The sequence below is a fragment of the Aquimarina sp. MAR_2010_214 genome (assembly GCF_002846555.1).
GTDB lineage: Bacteria > Bacteroidota > Bacteroidia > Flavobacteriales > Flavobacteriaceae > Aquimarina.
This window is the reverse complement of sequence record NZ_PJMS01000001.1, coordinates 1,826,445-1,848,653: the sequence shown is the minus strand read 5'-3', so window position 1 is coordinate 1,848,653 and position 22,209 is coordinate 1,826,445. Positions and strand designations below refer to the sequence as shown.

Annotated in this window: 22 protein-coding genes; 13 read left to right on the top strand and 9 right to left on the bottom strand. The window is 33.4% G+C overall.

All coding sequences use genetic code 11. The features are described 5' to 3' along the window. Window positions 1-9: 9 nt before the first annotated feature. The 5 genes from ATE84_RS07725 to ATE84_RS07705 form a co-directional block, all read right to left on the bottom strand. Window positions 10-834 (bottom strand): thymidylate synthase, encoded by an 825-nt coding sequence (locus ATE84_RS07725; RefSeq protein WP_101447298.1) that lies wholly within the window; start codon window positions 832-834, stop codon window positions 10-12. A gap of 151 nt (window positions 835-985) precedes the next feature. Further along, window positions 986-2,689, bottom strand: a complete 1,704-nt coding sequence (locus tag ATE84_RS07720; RefSeq protein WP_101447296.1) for a NupC/NupG family nucleoside CNT transporter — start codon at window positions 2,687-2,689, stop codon at window positions 986-988. 51 nt (window positions 2,690-2,740) lie between these two features. After that, window positions 2,741-3,358 (bottom strand): bifunctional nuclease family protein, encoded by a 618-nt coding sequence (locus ATE84_RS07715; RefSeq protein ID WP_024770597.1) that lies wholly within the window; start codon window positions 3,356-3,358, stop codon window positions 2,741-2,743. 87 nt (window positions 3,359-3,445) lie between these two features. Further along, window positions 3,446-4,414, bottom strand: a complete 969-nt coding sequence (locus tag ATE84_RS07710) for an electron transfer flavoprotein subunit alpha/FixB family protein (RefSeq protein ID WP_101447294.1) — start codon at window positions 4,412-4,414, stop codon at window positions 3,446-3,448. Between the two features lie 61 nt (window positions 4,415-4,475). Then, window positions 4,476-5,222, bottom strand: coding sequence for an electron transfer flavoprotein subunit beta/FixA family protein (locus tag ATE84_RS07705; protein WP_101447292.1), 747 nt, complete (start codon window positions 5,220-5,222; stop codon window positions 4,476-4,478). A 235-nt stretch (window positions 5,223-5,457) separates the two neighbouring features. Here ATE84_RS07705 and ATE84_RS07700 point away from each other — a divergent pair, with 235 nt between their 5' ends. The 3 genes from ATE84_RS07700 to ATE84_RS07690 all read left to right on the top strand — a co-directional run bounded on the left by ATE84_RS07700 (window position 5,458) and on the right by ATE84_RS07690 (window position 9,818). Then, window positions 5,458-6,465 (top strand): pyruvate dehydrogenase complex E1 component subunit beta, encoded by a 1,008-nt coding sequence (locus tag ATE84_RS07700; RefSeq protein ID WP_255411995.1) that lies wholly within the window; start codon window positions 5,458-5,460, stop codon window positions 6,463-6,465. Window positions 6,466-6,581: 116 nt separating this feature from the next. Then, complete coding sequence (locus ATE84_RS07695) at window positions 6,582-9,080, top strand: DUF5686 and carboxypeptidase-like regulatory domain-containing protein (protein ID WP_101447288.1); 2,499 nt, start codon at window positions 6,582-6,584, stop codon at window positions 9,078-9,080. A 207-nt stretch (window positions 9,081-9,287) separates the two neighbouring features. Beyond that, a complete protein-coding gene (locus ATE84_RS07690) occupies window positions 9,288-9,818 on the top strand; it encodes an inorganic diphosphatase (protein ID WP_101447286.1) in 531 nt (176 codons plus the stop codon). A 61-nt stretch (window positions 9,819-9,879) separates the two neighbouring features. Here ATE84_RS07690 and ATE84_RS07685 read toward each other — a convergent pair whose 3' ends face one another. After that, window positions 9,880-10,650, bottom strand: a complete 771-nt coding sequence (locus ATE84_RS07685) for a hypothetical protein (RefSeq protein WP_143273593.1) — start codon at window positions 10,648-10,650, stop codon at window positions 9,880-9,882. Window positions 10,651-10,837: 187 nt separating this feature from the next. On the opposite strand from ATE84_RS07685, the gene ATE84_RS07680 reads away from it, so the two are divergent. From ATE84_RS07680 to ATE84_RS07665, 4 genes are all read left to right on the top strand, one after another. Continuing rightward, window positions 10,838-13,237 (top strand): sodium-translocating pyrophosphatase, encoded by a 2,400-nt coding sequence (locus tag ATE84_RS07680; protein ID WP_101447282.1) that lies wholly within the window; start codon window positions 10,838-10,840, stop codon window positions 13,235-13,237. 95 nt (window positions 13,238-13,332) lie between these two features. Then, window positions 13,333-13,665: a hypothetical protein gene (locus ATE84_RS07675; protein ID WP_101447280.1), complete on the top strand. Its 333-nt coding sequence runs from the start codon at window positions 13,333-13,335 to the stop codon at window positions 13,663-13,665. A gap of 36 nt (window positions 13,666-13,701) precedes the next feature. Then, entirely contained in the window at window positions 13,702-14,139 is a 438-nt protein-coding gene (locus ATE84_RS07670; RefSeq protein WP_101447278.1) for a GNAT family N-acetyltransferase, read from the top strand. A 55-nt stretch (window positions 14,140-14,194) separates the two neighbouring features. Next, window positions 14,195-15,196: an App1 family protein gene (locus tag ATE84_RS07665; protein WP_101447276.1), complete on the top strand. Its 1,002-nt coding sequence runs from the start codon at window positions 14,195-14,197 to the stop codon at window positions 15,194-15,196. Here ATE84_RS07665 and ATE84_RS07660 read toward each other — a convergent pair. Then, window positions 15,193-15,960, bottom strand: coding sequence for a LexA family transcriptional regulator (locus tag ATE84_RS07660; protein ID WP_101447274.1), 768 nt, complete (start codon window positions 15,958-15,960; stop codon window positions 15,193-15,195). The genes ATE84_RS07665 and ATE84_RS07660 overlap by 4 nt on opposite strands. A gap of 169 nt (window positions 15,961-16,129) precedes the next feature. Here ATE84_RS07660 and ATE84_RS07655 point away from each other — a divergent pair, with 169 nt between their 5' ends. The 4 genes from ATE84_RS07655 (at window position 16,130) to ATE84_RS25835 (ending at window position 19,170) form a co-directional block, all read left to right on the top strand. Continuing rightward, window positions 16,130-16,513 carry an endonuclease domain-containing protein gene (locus ATE84_RS07655; RefSeq protein WP_101447272.1) on the top strand — a complete coding sequence of 128 codons (384 nt, stop codon included), beginning with the start codon at window positions 16,130-16,132 and terminating at the stop codon, window positions 16,511-16,513. Further along, complete coding sequence (locus ATE84_RS07650; RefSeq protein ID WP_101447270.1) at window positions 16,503-17,765, top strand: putative DNA modification/repair radical SAM protein; 1,263 nt, start codon at window positions 16,503-16,505, stop codon at window positions 17,763-17,765. Before ATE84_RS07655 ends, ATE84_RS07650 begins: the two co-directional genes overlap by 11 nt. A gap of 11 nt (window positions 17,766-17,776) precedes the next feature. Next, window positions 17,777-18,553 (top strand): TIGR03915 family putative DNA repair protein, encoded by a 777-nt coding sequence (locus tag ATE84_RS07645; RefSeq protein ID WP_101447268.1) that lies wholly within the window; start codon window positions 17,777-17,779, stop codon window positions 18,551-18,553. 188 nt (window positions 18,554-18,741) lie between these two features. After that, a complete protein-coding gene (locus ATE84_RS25835; protein ID WP_143273592.1) occupies window positions 18,742-19,170 on the top strand; it encodes a hypothetical protein in 429 nt (142 codons plus the stop codon). A gap of 64 nt (window positions 19,171-19,234) precedes the next feature. On the opposite strand, the gene ATE84_RS07635 is transcribed toward ATE84_RS25835, so the two are convergent. Continuing rightward, the gene (locus ATE84_RS07635; RefSeq protein WP_101447264.1) at window positions 19,235-19,810 is read right to left on the bottom strand and encodes a nitroreductase; all 576 of its coding nucleotides are present in this window, start codon (window positions 19,808-19,810) and stop codon (window positions 19,235-19,237) included. Window positions 19,811-19,887: 77 nt separating this feature from the next. Here ATE84_RS07635 and ATE84_RS07630 point away from each other — a divergent pair, with 77 nt between their 5' ends. Both ATE84_RS07630 and ATE84_RS07625 read left to right on the top strand, forming a co-directional pair. Continuing rightward, complete coding sequence (locus ATE84_RS07630; protein ID WP_101447262.1) at window positions 19,888-20,613, top strand: methyltransferase domain-containing protein; 726 nt, start codon at window positions 19,888-19,890, stop codon at window positions 20,611-20,613. Beyond that, the gene (locus ATE84_RS07625; RefSeq protein WP_101447260.1) at window positions 20,594-21,028 is read left to right on the top strand and encodes a hypothetical protein; all 435 of its coding nucleotides are present in this window, start codon (window positions 20,594-20,596) and stop codon (window positions 21,026-21,028) included. The genes ATE84_RS07630 and ATE84_RS07625 overlap by 20 nt, the downstream gene beginning before the upstream one ends. A 2-nt stretch (window positions 21,029-21,030) precedes the next feature. Here the strand turns inward: ATE84_RS07625 and ATE84_RS07620 are convergent, their stop codons facing one another. Further along, entirely contained in the window at window positions 21,031-22,155 is a 1,125-nt protein-coding gene (locus tag ATE84_RS07620) for a pentapeptide repeat-containing protein (RefSeq protein ID WP_233195766.1), read from the bottom strand. Window positions 22,156-22,209 lie beyond the last annotated feature (54 nt).

Here is a 22,209-nt window from a genome sequence, read left to right as displayed (position 1 = left end):
AATTTGGGCTTAAACTGCAACCTCACCCTTTATGTGAGCGTGTGGATCATAGTCTATTAACTTGAAATCATCAAAAACGAAGCCAAAAATATTTTTCACCTCTGGATTCAGTACTATCCTAGGTAATTTACGAGGTGTTCTAGATAGCTGAAGCTCTAATTGTTCCTTATGATTATTATAGATATGAGCATCTCCAAAAGTATGTATAAACTCACCTGCTTCATAGCCACAAACCTGTGCCATCATCATGGTAAATAAAGCATAAGAAGCTATATTAAATGGCACTCCTAAAAAAACATCTGCGCTACGTTGGTACAATTGGCAAGATAGTTTACCATTAGCTACGTAAAATTGGAAAAAAGCATGACAAGGAGGCAATGCTGCCTTACCGTTCGCCACATTTTCTGAAAAAGACTTTGATGTATCTGGAAGAACACTTGGGTTCCAGGCAGATACCAACATACGCCTACTATCGGGATTGTTTTTTAGCGTCTCTACTATTTCTTTGATCTGGTCAATTTCATTACTATCCCAATTACGCCATTGATGACCATATACAGGACCTAGATCTCCATTATCATCGGCCCATTCATTCCAGATACGAACACCATTTTCCTGAAGATACTCTATATTAGTATCTCCTTTCAAAAACCATAATAATTCGTGGACTATAGATTTTAGATGTAGTTTTTTGGTAGTAACCATAGGGAAACCTTCACTAAGGTCAAAACGCATTTGATAACCAAAAACGCTTTTTGTGCCTGTGCCAGTTCGATCTTCTTTTGCATTACCATTTTCAATTACATGACGCACAAGATCAAGATATTGCTTCATATTCTCTCTTACAGTTTATGTTAATCTTTAAAGTTATAAGTGTTATAAGTGCTCTTCAAATATACAAAAAATAGCATATGAGACGCTTTTCTATTTATTGATTAAAGGATAGTTGTACAATAGTTTTTAACAATTCTTTAATACTTGAAAGTTATCCGATTATCATCCCTGCAATTGTCGCAGACAATAAGGATGCGATAGTTCCTCCAATAAGTGCTTTCATACCAAATTCAGATAGTGTTTTTCGCTGACCAGGTGCCAATGAACCAATACCTCCTATTTGTATCCCAATTGAAGCAAAATTTGCAAATCCACATAACATATAAGTAGCCATAATCACGGATTTATCATAGGTAAAATGTAATGCACTAGCTGGGTTTTTTAAATCTGCTAATTGTATGTATCCTACAAACTCACTCGCTGCCAATTTAATTCCTAGGAGTTGACCCATTAAAGCTATATCTTCTTTGGCGACTCCAATCATCCACATTAATGGCGCAAAAAGATAACCTAAAATAAGTTCAAGAGATAAGCTTTGGTAGGCTGTGTTTGATGCTATCCAAGTGTTTACAGAAGTGATGTCTCCAACCCAACTTAATACACCGTTCAGCATAGCAATAAAGGCTACAAACACTAATAACATAGCACCAACATTTACAGCTAGTCTTAAGCCTTCAGTTGTTCCGTTTGCTATAGCGTCTAAAATATTAGATCCTATTTTTTCTGAAGAAACATGCACGTCTGTATTAATTTTTTCTGTTTGCGGAAATAGTATTTTAGAAATAACAATTGCTCCAGGAGCTGCCATTACTGATGCTGCTAATAGGTGTTTTGCAAATTGTAATCGTAAAACCGGGTCGTCTCCTCCTAAAAACCCAATATATGCTGCCAGTACAGCTCCAGCAACAGTTGCCATGCCACCGATCATAACTAATAGCATTTCAGACTTATTCATCTTTTCTAAATATGCTTTAATTAATAGAGGCGCTTCTGTTTGGCCTAAAAAGATGTTACCAGCGACACTTAAACTTTCTGCTCCAGATATCTTGAGTGCTTTGGTCAACAACCAAGCTAAGCCTTTTACTACTTTTTGAATAATACCTAAATAAAATAATAAGGAAGTTAAAGCTGAAAAGAAGATAATAGTTGGTAATACTTGAAAAGCGAATATAAAACCAAAAGTATCCATATCTACAACCAAACCTTCAAACAGAAATTTACTTCCCGCTCTAGTAAAGTCTAAAACACTAACAAATAGGCCTCCAACCCATTCAAATATCGTTTGAACAAACGGTACTTTTAAAACTCCAATAGCAATTATTAATTGAAATCCAACACCTAATCCAACTGTTTTCCAATTGATGGCTTTTTTATTCGCACTAAATAAATAAGCGATAACCAGAAGAACAATCATTCCTAAAACACCTCTCCATAAACTATTAAATGAAAATCCTTGATTAGGTATAAGCTGATTAACTTCTTCAACAGAAGCTACATGTACTGTTTCTTTTTGAGTGACAAGAGCATATGATATATTATTTTTTGAAATGACCAGAGTAGAATCTGTTAAGGTATTGACTTTATATCGTATGATAGAATCCTGAGCTGTCTCAGGGAAAAGTAATAAAACGCTATTTTGCTGTAAATAATCTCCTTGTAGCGTTTCTGAAGCACCATTAAAAGAATATGAAAACTGGCCCTGTTCTAGTGAAAGATAATCTCCCTTTTTAACGGCAAAAGTTTCTTCTGGAGTTCCATTAACTTTTTCTAAAACCCATTTTTTCTCTATGGATTGTGCTGATAATATGGTAAAAACAAATAGTGATAACAGAAAAGTAAGTAATCCTTTCTTCATAAAAATTGAGCTCATTTAAAATAGATTAGATCTTTAATGCTGACATACAAATTAGCCTCGTTTGGAAATTTCATCGCGAATCCTTGCTGCTAATTCATAGTCTTCATTAGTAACTGCCTGGTCAAGCATTCGATTGAGTTCTTCGATAGATAAATCTTTATAACTTGTTTCTTTACCTACCATTTCAACATCATCAGAAACCAGTTCATCTACTAAAAGACTTTCGGGATCGGTTTCATCATCCTTTTTAGGATTTACTTTAAGGTATATACCAGCCTGATCCAAAATATTTTTATATGTAAATATAGGAGCTTGAAATCGTAGAGCCAATGCAATAGCATCGCTTGTTCTAGCGTCTATGATTTCTTCAATTTTATCGCGTTCACAAATAACACTAGAATAAAAGACACCATCTACTAGTTTATGAATAATTACTTGTTTTACTATAATATCAAACCGATCTGCAAAATTCTTAAAAAGATCATGTGTAAGTGGCCTTGGTGGTTTAATTTCCTTTTCCAAAGCAATAGCTATAGATTGTGCTTCAAAAGCACCTATAACAATTGGCAACTTTCTTTCTCCATCCACCTCACTTAAAATTAGCGCATAAGCACCATTTTGGGTTTGACTGTATGATATTCCTTTTATGTTCAGTCGAACTAAACTCATATTGCTCTCAATAAAAAAAGGGCTGTTTGAACATGCTGATTACTACATAGGTTCAAACAGCCCCTAATTGGGCACAATTTATGAAAATTATGCGTTATTCGACTTAAATTCTTTTAATTTTTCAATAAGTTTTGGCACTACTTCGAAAGCATCTCCTACTATTCCGTAGTCTGCGGCTTTAAAGAAAGGTGCCTCAGGATCGTTATTAATTACCACTTTTACTTTACTGGCATTAATCCCCGCTAGGTGTTGAATAGCTCCAGAAACTCCAACGGCTATATACAAGTTAGAAGCAACCGGTTTTCCTGTTTGCCCAACGTGTTCACTATGAGGTCTCCATCCCATATCACTTACTGGCTTAGAACATGCTGTAGCAGCACCAAGCACATCTGCAAGCTCCTCTATCATTCCCCAATTCTCAGGCCCTTTTAATCCACGTCCCCCTGATACTACAATTTCTGCATCTGCAATAGAAACTTTATCTGTAGCTTTATCTACAGCGGTTACCTGCACTCCAAAATCACCATCAGAAAGCGACGGATCAAAAGCATCAGAAGCTGCAGCTCCTTCATTTTCTTTAAGACCAAAAGCATTATTAGACAATCCAATTACTTTTACATCTGTTGGCATCTCTGTAACGTTAAATGCTTTATTAGTAAATGCAGTTCGCTTCACTTTAAATGGAGATACACTTTCTGGTAATTCCACAACATTAGACGCATATCCAGCATTAAGATGCACAGCTAATAAAGGCGCTAAAAATTTACTATCTGCCGTAGAACTTACTACAACAACCTTTGCTCCTTCTTGCACTGCTGCTTGTTTTATTGCATCTGCATATGCTTTTGCATTAAATGTAGATAGTTTATCATTTTTTATCTCTAAAACTTTATCTACTCCATAGGTTCCTAATTCACTGCTATCTCCTCCATTAATACTTACAGCGGTTACTGTTGTACCAAGCATAGTAGCAACTCCTTTTGCATAAGATGCTACTTCGAAAGCGGCTTTTTTAAATTTCTGGCCTTCACTTTCTGTATATACTAAAACTGACATATATGATATTTTTTTGTACTGATTTAACTTCAGTAATGTTTACATTTTGATTATAACCTTATTAAATTACTTTGGCTTCGTTATGTAATAATGTTACCAATTGATCTATATTTTCAGGATCTACTAATGTTACTTCTCCTTTTGGAGTTGGTTTTTGAAACTGAACAGCTTTTGTTTCTTGATTTGCTTCAATTGGCTCTACTACCGTAAGTGGTTTTTTACGAGCCATCATAATTCCTCTCATATTTGGAATACGCAAATCACTTTCTTCTACTAATCCTTTTTGTCCACCAACGATTAAAGGTAATTTAGCTGTAGAAGTTTCTTTCCCTCCGTCAATTTCGCGAGTAACTGTTGCCATATCTCCTTCGACTTCTAAACCAATGCATGTATTTACAAAATTAGCACCTGTAAGAGCAGAAATCATCCCTGGCACCATACCACCATTATAATCAATAGATTCTCTACCAGCAATAACCAGATCATAACCACCATCCTGTATAACTTTTGCTAATTGTCGAGCAACATAAAAACCATCGGTAGCTTCAGTATTTACTCTAATTGCATTATCCGCACCAATCGCCAAAGCTTTACGCAAAGTAGGTTCTGTCTCTGGACCTCCAACATTTGCAACATCTACAGATGCTCCTTGCTTTTCTTTAAACCACATTGCACGAGTTAATCCAAATTCATCATTAGGGTTAATTACAAACTGCACTCCATTGGTATCAAACTTAGTATCTCCATCCGTAAAATTAATTTTGGAAGTTGTGTCTGGCACATGGCTAATACAAACTAATATTTTCATTTTATATATGTATTTTTTGAGAATTTAATAATAAAAGCGAAGGTACAAATAAAAAGTATAATTTACTATGCGTGCATAATAAATTTTTTCAATATTCAACCCCTATCAAAGGGTTTTAATTGCTACTTTTGCCTTCGTTATGATACAAAATATTTTTTTTGCGAAAAAATATAAATAATTAAAATCAGTAATAATTTTAATTCATATTAATAATTTTCATTTTGAAAAATTAATTGTGTCAACTAAAAACAATAAAAAGAAACACATGAAGACCATACAATTCAGAGAAGCAATTTGCGAAGCAATGAGTGAAGAAATGCGCCGAGATGAATCCATATATTTAATGGGTGAAGAGGTGGCAGAATATAACGGAGCATACAAAGCAAGCAAAGGCATGCTAGCCGAGTTTGGCCCGGATCGAGTTCTTGATACTCCTATCTCTGAGTTAGGTTTTGCAGGTATCGGTGTTGGAAGTGCCATGAATGGTAATCGACCTATTATCGAATTCATGACGTTTAATTTCTCATTAGTAGGAATTGATCAAATCATTAACAATGCTGCAAAAATGCGTCAAATGAGTGGTGGTCAATTTAATATTCCTATTGTTTTTAGAGGCCCTACCGCTTCTGCAGGTCAATTGGGAGCTACACACTCGCAAGCTTTTGAAAATTGGTTTGCCAATACACCGGGATTAAAGGTCGTAGTTCCTTCAAACCCAAAAGACGCCAAAGGATTATTAAAATCTGCTATTAGAGATAACGACCCTGTCATCTTCATGGAAAGTGAACAAATGTATGGTGATAAAGGTGAAATGCCAGAAGGTGAGTTTACTATTCCTCTTGGAGTAGCAGAAACAAAAAGAGAAGGCAACGATGTTACTATCGTTTCATTTGGGAAAATTATTAAAGAAGCTTATAAAGCAGCAGATGAATTGGCTAAAGAAAATATTTCCTGTGAAATCATAGATCTAAGAACCGTTCGCCCTTTAGATCTAGATGCTATATTCACTTCTGTAAAAAAAACAAATCGATTAATTATTCTTGAAGAAGCTTGGCCTTTAGCTAATATTTCTTCAGAAATCACATATCAGGTACAATCTAATATCTTCGACTATCTAGATGCCCCTATTATAAAAATTAATACAGCAGACACACCAACACCTTATTCTCCGCAACTATTGGAAGAATGGTTACCAAATAGTAAAGATGTTGTTAAAGCTGTTAAAAAAGTAATGTATAAATAAAATGAACTCCTTTATTTTGCGTTTCATCTGTTTTCGGAACACCATAGAATATAAAAGTGGCCCAAAAATTGAGGTGATCCACTAATTATCACAAGTAATAATCTTAATAATTTTAGATGAGACATTTGATTTTAGGAATACTTTTTACTTTATCCTGCTGTACGTTTCTTCATTCACAAACTAAAATTGGTGGCCAGGTTTATGATAGTAATAAGCAACCTGTCCCTTTTGCTAACATTGTATTTGCAAATTCTACAATAGGGACCATAACCGATGAAAATGGCAGGTTCTATCTGGAGTCTGATAATAATTATTCTAATGTCAAAGTTTCATTTATTGGTTTTAAGACTAAGACCATAAAACTAGCTAAACGGGTTACCTACAAAATGGAAATCAGCCTCGAAGAGGAAGCTGCCGCATTGGATGAAGTTGTTATTTATAAAGGAAAAACTTCCAAAAAAAATAATCCAGCTATTGATATTCTAAGGAAAATATGGAAAAATCGACGAGAAAACGGTGTTAAGAAATTTAAACAATACACCTATGACAAATATGAGAAATTAGAATTCGATCTCAACACCATTGATAGTGCTTTGGTTAACAGTAGAATTTTTAATGGTATGGAATTTATTTTTGATGATGTGGATACATCAAGGATTACCGGAAAAACCTATTTACCTATTTTTCTTAATGAAGCGCTTTCTAAAGTATATGGTGATAATATCATTAATGAAGAGAAAGAAGTACTGGCAGGAAACAAAAATGCCGGATTTAGTGATAATCAAACTTTAATTGCATTTGTTAAAGATCTGTACTCTGATTATGATGTATATGAAAATTACTTAAAATTCTTTGATAAAAGCTTTACCAGTCCACTATCTCGGACCGGGATTAGCGTATATAATTACGTCTTAACAGATAGTGCCTATATAGGCAACAAATGGTGTTATAACATCATATATTACCCCAGAAGAAAAAATGAATTGACTTTCAAAGGAGACTTTTGGGTAAATGACACCACTTGGGCCATTAAAGAAATAAACTTAGAAGTTACAAAGAGTGCCAATATTAATTGGGTGAAAGATTTATATATCGAACAAGAGTTTGATGTGTTAAATGATTCTATTTTTCTAATTACCAAAGATTATTTTCAGTCCGACTTCGCTTTTAGTAAAAAAGAAAAATCACGGGGAGTATATGGCAAAAGAACAACTTTATATGACAATTATAAATTTGACATAAAAAAAGACAAAAAATTCTATCAAAGCCAAGTAGATCCATATAATCAAGACATTTATAATAGGGAGGATTCTTTCTGGGCTAATGCCAGAATGGAAAAACTTAATAAGGATGAAGAAAAAGTTTACAAACTGCTTGACACCCTTAAAACGGTAAAAGCTTTTAAACGCCTTTATAACATTGGAACCATATTAGCTTCAGGGTATGTAGAGTTTAATGGTTTTGATTTTGGACCACTTTTCAATACTATTGGATTTAATGATATTGAAGGGTTTAGACTTAGAGCAGGTGGTAGAACCTATTTCACTTCTAATGATAGATGGCGTATCGAAGGATATGGTGCTTATGGCTTTAAAGACAATAAGTTTAAATATGGGATTTCAGGAAAATATCTTGTCGACCGAAAATCAAGACTTATCGTAGCTGCCGGAAACCGACGAGATGTAGAGCAACTTGGTGCCAGTCTAACCAATACTAATAATGTTGAAGGGAGAAGCCTGGCTTCCTCTTCTGTCATTGCTACAGGAGACAATGATAGACTTACATCTATCAATCTATCTGCGTTTTCTATGCAAATAGAGCCAAAAAAGAATCTTACAGTTGGAGTAACAGGATCTTACAGAACTTTGAAGCCCGCAGATCGCTCATTATTCAGCTTAGATTTTCTTGATCCCGAAACCAACGAATTACGAACTCAAATCAAACAAACGGAAATAGCCACGCAAATTACATATACACCAGGTAGAAAAACAACAGGGTATGGTGTGGATAGAATTGTTGTGAATGATGGAGATTTCTCAACTTTATTCCTAAATTATAGTGTTGGTGTAAAAGGATTGATAGAAAGTGATTTTGAATATCAAAAACTACAGTTTTTCTATAGACAACCATGGAACATTGGAGGTTTTGGTGTATTAAACAGCTCGCTAGAAGTTGGAAAAACATTTGGCGAAGTCCCATTAGGCTTGTTAAGTGTTATCCCAGGAAATCAAACCTATCTCTCTATATATAATACTTTTCCGCTATTAAACTATTATGAATTTGTTACAGATACTTATACCTCTCTTCACTTAGAACATAATTTTAACGGTAGAATATTTTCTAGAATCCCGCTACTAAGAAAGCTCAACCTAAGAGAATTAGTTGGTATAAGAGGTGTTTGGGGAGAATTGTCTAATGAAAATATCGCGCTCGATGCTTCAGGATTTTTACAAAGTGTAGGAGCTCCTAATGACGAAATTTATTGGGAATATAGTTTAGGTGTAGGAAATATTTTCAAGATATTCAGAATAGATTTTCATTTTAGAGGAAACTATTTTGATAATCCTGATGCCCGTAATTTTGGAGTTACCGGATCTTTTGGGTTTTATTTCTAAAATCGCTTTATTATGACTTTTTAAAGATAAACAACACTATGCAGTCATTATACTTTTCTGTATTGTCACCGTGTATTTTTGCTTAAAAACCTTTTAGATTATTACAATATTAAGATTTAACTAAAAAAGTAATATTTTTTCTATATAAATTTTAACTAACCCCTTGTAATACCTATATTTGCCGCCCATTAAAAAGAGAATATAATTATGAGCGCAGCTACTAAAGAAAGCTTTGACGTACTAATTGAAATACCAAAAGGAAGTAGAAATAAATACGAGTATGATTTTGATATAAAAAAAATCAGATACGATCGTATGATCTTTTCTTCCATGATGTATCCCGCTGATTATGGATTTATTCCTGAAACTCTGGCTTTAGACGGAGACCCTTTGGATGTTTTAGTATTAGTTACAGAACCAACATTTCCTGGTTGTGTAATGGAAGTAAAACCTATTGGTGTTTTTCATATGGCAGATGAAAAAGGACCCGACGAAAAAATCATATGTGTCCCTATTTCTGACCCTATTGCAAGCCGACTTGCCGATCTAAAAGAAATGAATCCTCATCTAATAAAAGAAATAGAACACTTTTTTCAGGTATATAAAGATTTAGAGAGAAAAAAAGTTGATGTAGGTGGATGGGGTAATATCGATGAAGCTAAAGATATTATCAAGGCCTGTGTTAAACGTTTTGATGAACTAGAAAATAAACCAAAAGGACTATTTAGTATTTACTAAATATCAATTCTAAAAACTTTAAAAAGCATGGTGTTTTCTTTAAAAGAAAACACCATGCTTTTTATTTTACATCATACCCAGAAGGTAATTCTCTTTCATACTTCTTCATTTGAAGCTTACTCATATGCTGAGTAATTTCATAATTCCTTTTATATGTATACTGAATAAGAATTGGATAATCTACTTTAAAATTTACATTTCTTAAACTCTCATCACTATACTCAAAAACATTATAAGCCCAATAACTGTGTCCATTAGCATGTTCCAGATTCATTGTTATGATTTCATGATTACCATCATCATCAACATCTCTTTCTGCTCGATGCTCTTCAAACACCATATCATCAAAAGATACTTTTTGAAATAATGCATCATTTTTTTGAAATAAATACAAGACCTTAACAAGCATACTCATCACTCCATTTCCTGTACCTTGTTGTATCAACTTTACATCTTTATACCCATCACCGTTAATATCCGACACCAAAACAAGTCCTCCTTTCATAGTTATAGGAGAAAATGAACCTGGTTGTTTCATTTTTTGAATTTGCCTTTTATTGCGAAAAATACGAATCATCCCAAAATCGATTTGGGCAGCGAACCAAGTTAATTGAATAGTTAAACTATCCTTATTATCAAAAAATTGATCTATCGATAAAGTACAATCATAGGTTCCCTTAGTAGCTATTTTATCATATTCCTTCCACACATTAAATGTTTTGTAGGATGGAGCAGAATATTTTTCGAATGCATACTGAGCATTTACATAATTTGTAAAAAAAATACTATGAAATATTATCAGAAACGCAGTTCTATAAAAATATAAAAACATATATCTATTTACTTTTTTTAAACTTACACAAAAATAGAGCGGTATTATTATAATATATTCACTGAAAACAGTAGCTTTTTTCATTTTTTTCACAATTAATTATTTAAAATTATTGCTGCCTAACTATCTTTTTGTATTTAGGGTATTTTTACTACTTTTAGCGACTAATTAACTTAATATATATTTAATGGAATCGAATATGATTTATATGCCCATTGTTTTGGCATTACTAGGGCTAGTTTATATGCTTATTAAAAAATCTTGGGTGATGAAACAAGATGCAGGTGATGGTAAAATGAAAGAAATTTCGGATCATATTTATGAAGGTGCTTTAGCTTTCTTAAATGCAGAATACAAATTACTTGCAATATTCGTGGTAATAGTAAGTGTTTTATTATTTATAGTTTCTATAGTAGTTGACACAACACACTGGCTGATTGTGATCGCTTTTATTTTTGGAGCAGTATTCTCTGCCTTTGCTGGAAACATAGGGATGAAAATTGCTACCAAAACAAATGTTAGAACCACTCAAGCAGCTCGTACTAGTTTGCCAAATGCACTTAAAATTTCTTTTGGCGGTGGTACAGTAATGGGACTTGGCGTTGCAGGGTTAGCCGTATTAGGATTAACAACTTTCTTTATTATATTTTATAATGTCTTTATGGGAGGTGAATGGACTTCTGCCGACAAAATGACTGTCGTTTTAGAAACCTTAGCCGGATTTTCTTTAGGAGCAGAATCTATTGCACTATTTGCTCGTGTTGGTGGAGGTATTTATACCAAAGCAGCAGATGTAGGAGCAGATTTGGTTGGTAAAGTAGAAGCCGGTATTCCAGAAGACGATCCACGTAACCCTGCTACCATTGCAGATAATGTGGGGGATAATGTAGGTGATGTTGCTGGTATGGGTGCAGATTTATTTGGATCTTATGTGGCAACTGTCCTTGCAGCTATGGTATTAGGTAACTATGTGATCAAAGATATGGGAGGTTCTATTACAGATGTTTTTGGAGGTATTGGACCAATCTTATTGCCAATGGCAATCGCAGGTGTTGGAATTATCATCTCTGTAATAGGTACAATACTTGTCAAAATCAAAAGTAATGATGCGAAAGAAGCTCAAGTAATGGGAGCACTTAATATTGGTAACTGGACATCTATTATTTTAGTAGCAGTAGCCTGTTTTGCATTATGCAAGTGGATGCTTCCTGAGACTATGACTATGGAATTTTTTGGAGAAGGCTCTGTACAGATTTCTTCAATGAGAGTTTTTTATGCAACTTTAGTAGGTTTATTAGTAGGAGCAGTAATCTCCTCTGTAACTGAATATTATACTGGACTAGGCAAATCACCTATCCTTAAAATCGTACAACAATCAAGTACAGGTGCAGGAACAAATATTATTGCTGGTTTGGCAACAGGGATGATTTCTACATTCCCTTCTGTATTATTATTTGCAGGAGCTATTTGGGCATCTTATGCTTTTGCAGGGTTTTATGGAGTTGCACTGGCAGCCTCTGCAATGATGGCTACCACAGCTATGCAATTAGCTATTGATGCTTTTGGACCAATATCCGATAATGCTGGTGGGATCGCAGAAATGAGTGAACAGGAACCGATAGTAAGAGAACGAACAGATATACTAGATTCTGTAGGGAACACAACCGCAGCAACAGGAAAAGGATTTGCTATTGCTTCTGCTGCCCTAACATCTTTAGCTTTATTTGCCGCTTATGTTACCTTCACAGGAATTGACGGAATTAATATTTTTAAAGCACCTGTCTTAGCCATGTTATTTGTTGGAGGCATGGTGCCAGTAGTATTCTCTGCTTTAGCAATGAATGCTGTAGGAAAAGCTGCTATGGAAATGGTACAAGAAGTACGTCGCCAGTTTAAAGACATTGCAGGGATTATGGAAGGAACAGGAAAACCAGAATACGATAAATGTGTAGCTATTTCTACTAAAGCATCTTTAAGAGAAATGATGTTACCCGGTTTATTGACTATTGGATTTCCACTAGTAATAGCTTTTATTCCAATGATTTTTGGAATGGACACTAAAGCCATTGCAGAAATGCTAGGTGGATATATGGCAGGAGTTACCGTAAGTGGTGTGTTATGGGCAATTTTCCAAAACAATGCAGGTGGTGCCTGGGATAATGCGAAAAAATCATTTGAAGCAGGTGTAGAAATTAATGGAGAAATGACCTATAAAGGTTCTGATGCTCATAAAGCTGCAGTAACAGGTGATACTGTTGGAGATCCATTTAAAGATACTTCTGGTCCATCAATGAACATTTTAATTAAATTAACATGCCTTATAGGACTTGTAATTGCTCCTATTTTAGGTGGACACACTTCTGAAACTGCTGTTGCAACTAACACTATAGAAGTAACACAATCAGAAAATAATGCTTCAGAAAAGAAAATCGAAGTTCGTATGAAAATGGAAGGTGAGCTAGCAATCGCTACTGTTACCGTAGAAACTTCTGAAGAAGGAAACATTAAACGTGATGTAAAAGAATTGAAAGGATCAGAAGCCGAAGTAAAAGCAGAAATTGAAGCAATTAAAGCTTCTATAAAATAAGAATCCTAAAATTAATGTATAAGACAACCTCGCTCTTTGGGCGAGGTTGTTTATTTTTATATTGTGGTTAATATAAAAAACAAGAAGTTAAATAAATGAATTTCTTACTTACAGGAGTAATAGCTATTACTGGGTTAATTACCATTTTTCTATTAATTGGATTGATTAACAAATTATGGCAAGAAAGGTTAGGTTGGAATGCCTATGGAAATGGAAGAGATGGAATTACCTATACCCAAAAAATTGATAAAAAATGGGAATACATTGAAATTGACAGAGAAATACTAACTAAAAAAGTAAATCAGGTTATTTATTTCAAAACCGAAAAAGAATGGTCTGAATACCCTAAATGGGCTCAAAATCGGATGGAAATAATAAATCGGATTAAGTCAAAATATCCCATGAATATTACAGAATATAAAAACTAACCACAACACAGTATCCTAACTAACAGTAAAAATAACATGACAGATACATTTACCATTGAATCATGCAATAAAGATAATATCCAAAAAATTGTAGCTGGGATAAATGAATACAATTTAAGTAAAGTTCCTGCTCTATCTGATGTTTGGACTCCACTAGAATATGTAATTAAAAATCAAGACAATGAAGAAATTGGTGGAGTGTTGGCAGGAATTGGGTATTGGAATGGTTTAGAGATTAAAATATTATGGGTAAAACAAGGTTACAGAAACAAGAGAATAGGGACATCACTTTTAAAGTATGTTGAAAAAATAGCCAAAGAAAAAGGAGCTACAATAGCGATGTTGGATACATTTGATTTTCAGGCTGAAGAATTTTATATAAAGAATGGATATACTGTAACTGGTGAAATTATTGATTTCCCAAAAGGACATAAACGAATTTATTTTTCAAAAAAACTAAATAACTACGACTAATACATAAAATTACACCAAACGAAGCCCATGCAAATTACTAAAATTTATATTTTTCATGTTTAAGAAAAAAGCTTTACGTATCAATACTTACCTTGGTTACGGTACAAATTCTATTTTCCGTGCAACAGGAAGAGCTCTTGAAGATGAAAATATTGATTTTAGTACAAATCAAAATATATTCAAAACTTTACGGAATATATACAGGCAGCTTGAAAGTGATGAAATCCGGAACATCAAGATAGAACTAAAATTACCCGATGGACAAGTTATAGAAACCAGTACAGATCCAGAAGGGTATTACAACCTAAAACTCGATATCCCTACGCTTTCTAAATACATAAATGAAAAAGGTTGGATTTCGTATAGTGTATCCTACAAAAAAGGAGGTACACGCAAAGAAATAAGCAATAAAAACATATTTAAAAGCCAAATGCTTGTCCCATCAGATCAGGCAGAATTCGCAATTATAAGCGATATTGATGATACTATTATACATACAGGTGTCTCCTCATTATTTAAATGGAGAGTTATTGCTAATACACTTTTCAAAAATTTTGATAAAAGAACTGCAATAGAAGGCACCGTAAAATTTTGTGAAAAATTACATCTGGGCACAAAAGGATCTCCTGTTAATCCGTTCTTTTATGTGAGTAATAGTCCATGGAATTTATATGATTATTTAAGTGCGTTTTTTAACAAGCATCATTTCCCTAAAGGCCCTATTTTACTAAGAGATTTTAGAACACCTTTTGATAAAACACCAAAACCTAAAGTTCCGCATAAGCAATCTGAAATTGTAAATCTTTTAACCACGTATCCACATCTTAAATTTATTCTTATTGGGGATAGTGGAGAAAAAGATGCTGATATTTATACCAAAATTGCAGAGCAATATCCTGATCGTATTTTAGCAATTTACTTAAGAAACGTAAAGCATCGTAGAAAAGAAAAACGAATTAAGAAGATTATACATTCCTTTACCGCCTCTCCTATTCTTCTTGTTCATACTTATGATGAAGCCATCAATCATGCGCAAGAGTCTGGATTCATAAATTAGTGTTTCATACTCCTCACTTCTGAGGTTAATTCGAGCATTGCTTCTTGTAGTTGTTTCATACTGGCAGCATCAGAATTAGCATCAATATTAAAACTTAATTTGCTATTTACTTCCCAAAGTTCTACTATCTGATGAGTTTGGATAGTATACGGTAAGTATTCAGAGTTTAAAGAAATTAGCGTTAATATAGAAGCATCTTCGTTTTTTCTAATCTTTTTTACCACCACACTATCTTCTAAAACGATTACACAAATTGTATTATTACTCACTTCAGAAAGGTTATTTACTGCTTTACCAATCACCCACTCTTTGGGCTCTAGTAATGGCAGCATACTATCTCCTTCTACCTGAAAACCACGATATGTAGCATTACGATATTCTGGTAAAGGAATATCAAATGCAGGTAATTGCTGATACCAGTCTAAATCCTGAACATTATGAGGATACCCAGCTGCGGCTTTTACATTTACCAACACTATATTTTCATTATTTTGAGAATCTATAGTAACTACTTTTGGAGATACATCTCCCAGATGTAATTGTATTTTTTTTTGGGTACTCTCTCCAAACAACCACAAGGGATTAATATTGAATTCCTGTAATAATCTGGCGACAACTTTTCCTGAGATCTTGGTCTTACCTCTTTCTATATCAGCTGTAGAGTTTTTAATCTGCAAAACCTTAGCAAAATCAGATTGGGTATAATGGTTTTCCTCGCGAATTTGTTTAAAACGCTTTATGGTTTGGTTAGTTGAATTATCCATAAAATCGAAATTTTAATAGTATTATCATATAAAAATGGTGCTGTGACCTGGGATAATTAGTAGCAAAGATACAAGATTATGGAATATTTCCAATTTTAACATAATTTTATTTTAATATTTATGGAAAAATTCCATAAATTTGGAAAAATTACAACTAAATACATCAACTATGTCTTCACAAATCATTCCTTTATACCAAAAAGTATCAGAGAAAATCATTAGACATTCACTGGATAGCTCTATAACCACTGTCGATCAACTTCATCAAAAACTCATAGAAAAAGGGTTTCATTTTCTTAGAAATAAGGCAGTAAAAAATTACAATTTCGATTTTTATTGTACTACATCAAAAATCGCTATTGAAATTGATAGCTATGCACACGAGTTCTCAGACATCTATAACTTAGATGCACCAAAAAAATTATTTATTTCTTCATTAGGAATTACTGTTCTAAGGTTCACCGATTATCAAATATTAACTGATATAGAAGAAATCATAAGAACCGTAAAAAATCAAATAAAAACTTCTACAGAGTGTATCTATGTCGTTTGAACGAATACGCCAAAAACTATCCATTCTGGCAGATGCTGCAAAATATGATGTTTCATGCGCCAGTAGCGGAGGTAAAAGAGCCAATACTAAAAAAGGGTTAGGAAATAATACAGGTTTCGGAATTTGTCATAGTTATACAGAAGATGGACGCTGTGTTTCTTTATTAAAAATTTTACTTACAAATCATTGTATTTATGATTGTGCCTATTGCATTACCCGAAAAAGTAATGATATCAAAAGAGCTGCTTTCAAAATTCAAGAAGTAGTTGATTTAACCATTAATTTTTATAGAAGAAATTATATCGAAGGGCTATTTCTAAGCTCTGGAATATTTAAAAACTCTGATTTCACTATGGAACGATTAGTTGCTGTGGCAAAAAAACTCAGGTTAGAAGAGAATTTTAATGGTTATATCCACCTCAAATCCATTCCCGGCGCCAGTGATGAATTGATGCGTGAGGCAGGGTTATATGCTGATCGATTAAGTGTGAATATTGAAATTCCTACCAAATCCGGATTAAAACTATTGGCACCAGATAAAAAACATGAAGATTTTATAAAACCGATGCAAAAGGTTAAAAATGAAATCATTCAATATAAAGCAGAGCGTAAAATTATAAAAAGCACTCCCAGATATGCCCCAGCTGGACAAAGTACTCAAATGATCATTGGAGCAACTGGCGAGAGCGATCGAGATATCATGTATTCTGCCACTTATTATTATAAAAAATTTAATATGCGACGAGTATATTACTCTGGATATATTCCTGTTATGACAGATTCCCGATTGCCATCCTTAGGCACTGAGGTTCCTGTACTTAGGGAAAATCGTCTGTATCAAACCGATTGGTTATTAAGATTTTATGGGTTTTCTGTTAATGAAATATTGAATGACACTCACAAAAATCTAGATTTAGATATTGACCCAAAACTAAGTTGGGCATTACGCAATCTACACCTCTTCCCTATTGATATAAACAAAGCAGATAAAAGAATATTGGCCAGAATTCCCGGTATCGGCATGCAATCTGTATTCAAAATATTACAAGCTAGAAAATTTAGAAACTTAGATTGGTCTCATCTTAAGGCCATTGGGATAGCCATAAACAGAGCACAATATTTTATCACCTGTAGTTCTAAGGATTTTTACAACAAAGACCTGGATCCTCATACATTAAAATCCAAAATCCTAAAGAACTCCAATAGCAAGTATAAAAAATATTTTAATCAACAATTAAGTCTTTTCTCTTAATATCAATACTCATGAATCCGCAAACGATATTACTATATGATGGAAGTTTTGAAGGATTTTTAAGTTGTATTTTTATAGTATATGATCAAAAAATATCTGATGCCATTATTAGAAAAGAATCAGAAACCAATACTCAATTATTTACAATAACAGAAGAAGTTATTACCGAGAAGCATAAAGCATCTAGAGTATGGAAAGGGTTTAAATCTAAAACAACTCGTAATGAACAACAAGATTTCTTTAAAGTATTTTTGAGTGAAATCAAAGGCGTAGAGAATACATTATTGAGTTATGTACAAAACATTTTTACCCAAAAAAACAATAGAAATATTGATTTCAGTAATAAAGATATTCTAAAAATTAGCCAGGTTGCCAGAATGGTAGCTCGAGAAAAACACAGAATGGAAGCATTTGTACGTTTTCAATTAACCAATGACAATATATACACCGCCACTGTTGAACCAGATTTTAATGTTTTACCTCTGATCATTCATCATTTTAAGGATCGCTATGCCGATCAGCAATGGGTTATCTATGATATCAAAAGGAATTATGGTATTTACTACGATCTAAACACTGTAGAAACAGTAACGATTGAAGGTTTTTCTACAAAAAATGCTCGAATTTCAGAAGAAGCACTCGCTCAGAATGAAACCGAATTTCAAAAACTATGGGGAACATACTATAATAATGTTAATATAAAATCTCGAAAAAACGACAAATTACATAAACAACACCTCCCAAAACGCTACTGGAAATACTTAACCGAGAAAAACAGCGAACTATAATATCATAAGGTTAAGAAATCTTTATCTATATAAACCCCTAGTTTACAAGTATAATAAGGACTTCGACTTATATAATAGCCAAATAATAAAACCCAGTGTGTATTTTTTACCCATCTTAAATTTCGAATAGATAAAATAAAGTATTAGATTTGGCGTTAAGTAACCAAAATTAACTATATCTATTTATTATGAAAAAATTTTTTTTAGGAGCTTTAGCTCTAATGTTCTTAACAGTAATCTCTTGTAAAGATGCTGCTAATAAAGCTGAAGAAGCATCTGACAAAACAGAAGAAGCTGTTGAAGAAGTTGCAGAAAAAGTAGAAGAAGTTGCAGAAAAAGTAGAAGAAGCTGTTGACGGTGTTCCTACTTTTAGCGACCAAGGAGTTCAAGAATATGTAAATGCATATGAAGAATATATGGCTAAATATGCTAAAATTGTAGAGAGCAAAGACATGACTGCTTTTGCTGGACTTAGTGACGAAGCAACAAAATTAGGTCAAAAATCCTCAGAAATTGCTGGTAAATTAACTGGTGAGGATGCTGAAAAATTTACAGCATATATGACTGCAAAAGCTAAAGAAGCTCAAGAACTTGCTAAAAAATTGACTCAGCAGTAGTCGTATTTTAAAATACAATAAGTCGTATGACTTGTAAAAACCATCCACAATGTGGATGGTTTTTTTATTCCATCCATTGTACTTTACTCTCTACCGATTCTCGTTTTGAAGTGTTCTTCTCATCTTCATCATAATACCCGAGATAAAAGAAACCTAGACAACGCTCTCCATCTTCAAAATCAAAAAAATCACCCATATAGTTGATCAACTTAGGGCTACTCCAATAACAACCAATATCGTTTGCCGTACATGTTAACCACATATTCTGTACTGCCATTGCAGTTGATGCAACTTCTTCCCACTCAGGAATACGCTCTTTTGGATCTCGTTGCATACATATTACCACTATGGCACTAGCCGATTTACACTTATTGATAATTTTAGTATGCTTAAACGGAGAAAAATCGTCATTAGAAGTGATATCGGTATATGTATCTGATAAAAACACTCCCAGTCGATCTTTAGCCTCTCCTTCTACTACCTTAAAACGCCAAGGCTGTGTGAGTTTATGTGTCGGAGCCCAATTTGCATTTTCTAATATCATTTTAATCAATGCTTTGGGTACAGCCTTTTCATTGTATTGTGCCGGAAAAACAGATCGTCTTCTCCTAATTATTTCATTAATACCATCATTAGTCATAGAATTTCGTCTTTTTTTGTAAAGTTATTATTATTCTAAGGACTAAAAATACTAGTATCATTAATTAATACAATATTGTGAACCTTAGAGTTCGATTACATAAACCTGAGCAACTAGACAACTTATCCCTATCAGGAGAGATACTTGATACAACATTAACCAGCTTAAAATTTATCAATACTTATTTTGGTAATCATAGGCAATTAAGTAAGGCGATAATGCACTATTTTAAAACACAACCAGCTACGAGAAAAATTCATGTTGTTGATATTGGTTGTGGTGGTGGAGATTGCATTGCACATATCTCAAAAACATTAAAGAAACATAATATAAAAGCCCTATTTACAGGAATTGATGGCAATCCTAAAAGCATTTCTTATGCACTACAAAATAATCCTGATCCTAGTCATATTAATTTTAATACCGCCGATATTTTAGATAAGGATTTTGTTCTACCCAATTGTGATTTATTGATCAGCAGTCATTTTATGTACCATTTTAATAACGAAAATCTAAGTGATTTTTTAAAAAAATTACAATCTAATACCGTAAAACATATTATTTTTAGTGAATTGTATAGAAGTAAAATGGCATACCATATGTTTAAAACAATACGTTTTATACTTCCTGTTTCGGATATGGCAAAGAAAGATGGATTGATTGCTATACAACGAGCTTTTACTAATAAAGAATTAGAAACTATTATTTACAAGAGTGGAATAGAAAAACATAGTATTACCAAAAAGCCGTTTTTCCGTATGATTGCTCAACTATATCTTCATAATGAAAAGAATACTGTCTAAACATATAAATACTCTAAAAGAAGCGCCAAAAACCTTAATTCTAACCTATATCGTTATTTATTTCCTATGGGGACTGGGGATGAATCGTTTTGGGACCGAAGTAGAAATTGCCAGATTTACGTATTGGTGGCAAGTAATTACATGTTACATCTTATATATGGTACCCATTTCAATTATCTTAAAGGAATATACTTTTTTTGAGCAATATGCATATGGATTAGTTGCCATGGGAATATTAGAATTTTTAGGATATTGGCTTCAGTCATCTTATGTATATCCAGACAATATTCTGGATAAAGTATTTAGTCCTCAAAATTTCAGTTTAGGAATGGCTTTATTCTTTGCATTATATTTTCCCGCAGGAAACTGGCTTGTTAAAAAAGTACATAACCTAATTTTTATGAGCGATAAATAGGGTTATTTTTTGGGAACCAGAACAAACTGTTTCTTTCCTTGTTTTTTGATTCTATATTTTTTCGCGATCTCTCCGGCACCTTCCAGATCCAAAGAGTCCGCAATGTATGCTATCCAATCTTGCCTATCTACAATAACATTATCCAATATTGCATCTGTTAAATTTGCATTTTCTAATTTGGTTCCCCACAATATCGCTTCAGAGAGATCAGCACCGCTAAGGTCTGCTCCATACAAATTAGCATTTGTAAAATCAACACTTAATAATTCTGCTCGCTGTAGATTAGCATTATGCAATCGTGCTCTTTTTAAATTACCATCGGATAAATTAACTTTACTCATTCGTGCCTCTTTAAGGTCAGTACTTTCCATATTAGCAGCGGGCATCTGAGCTTCTGTTAAATCAGAGTAATCTAATCGTGCAAATTTAAGATTAACTCCTCTTCCCAGGTTAACTTTTCTAAGATTCGTGTATCTAAACTCTGCAGAATTTAAAATATCTTGTGAAGATTCTAAACCTAAATCACTTTTTAAAAGTGTAAAAAGTAATTGCCCTCGTTCTGGACTAATTGGTTTTTCAATCAATACCCCTTCATCAATATAACGATACGGTTTCATCGCCATGCACAGACCAACTATTCTGGCTTCTAATGTTTTGCTAATATTACGACTACCAGAGCCTTTATATTTCAATTCCTCATTTAAATCAGTAAGAACATCACCCATTACAAATACTAATGATGATCTTCGATCTGCTTCTACAAGGTTATTCTGACTAGTAATTAATTTATTTTGATTCACCAATAGCTTTGTCTGAAACATCAACACCAATGAAGGAACTATCGCAAATAAAAATGCAAACAATCCAATTCTAGTCACTCGCCAGATCACACTAGATGAAACATCGGAAACCGTATCTACAGAAACTGTTTTATATTCCTTATACTCATTAATAGCAGCACTAATACTTCTCTTAAGTCGATTGCCGAAAATTGGAGTACTAGACTTTTTTAAGAGCCACCATCTGAATCTTCTTTTTTTCTGTTTCCCTTTATTAATTTTATCCAGCTTATCCTGAAGTAACTTATTTTCGTTTTTTAACCGTTCAATATAATCTTGTTCGTCCACAGCGCTATAGATTTGGATATTAAAACGCATAAGATATAAAAGTTATTATTACTT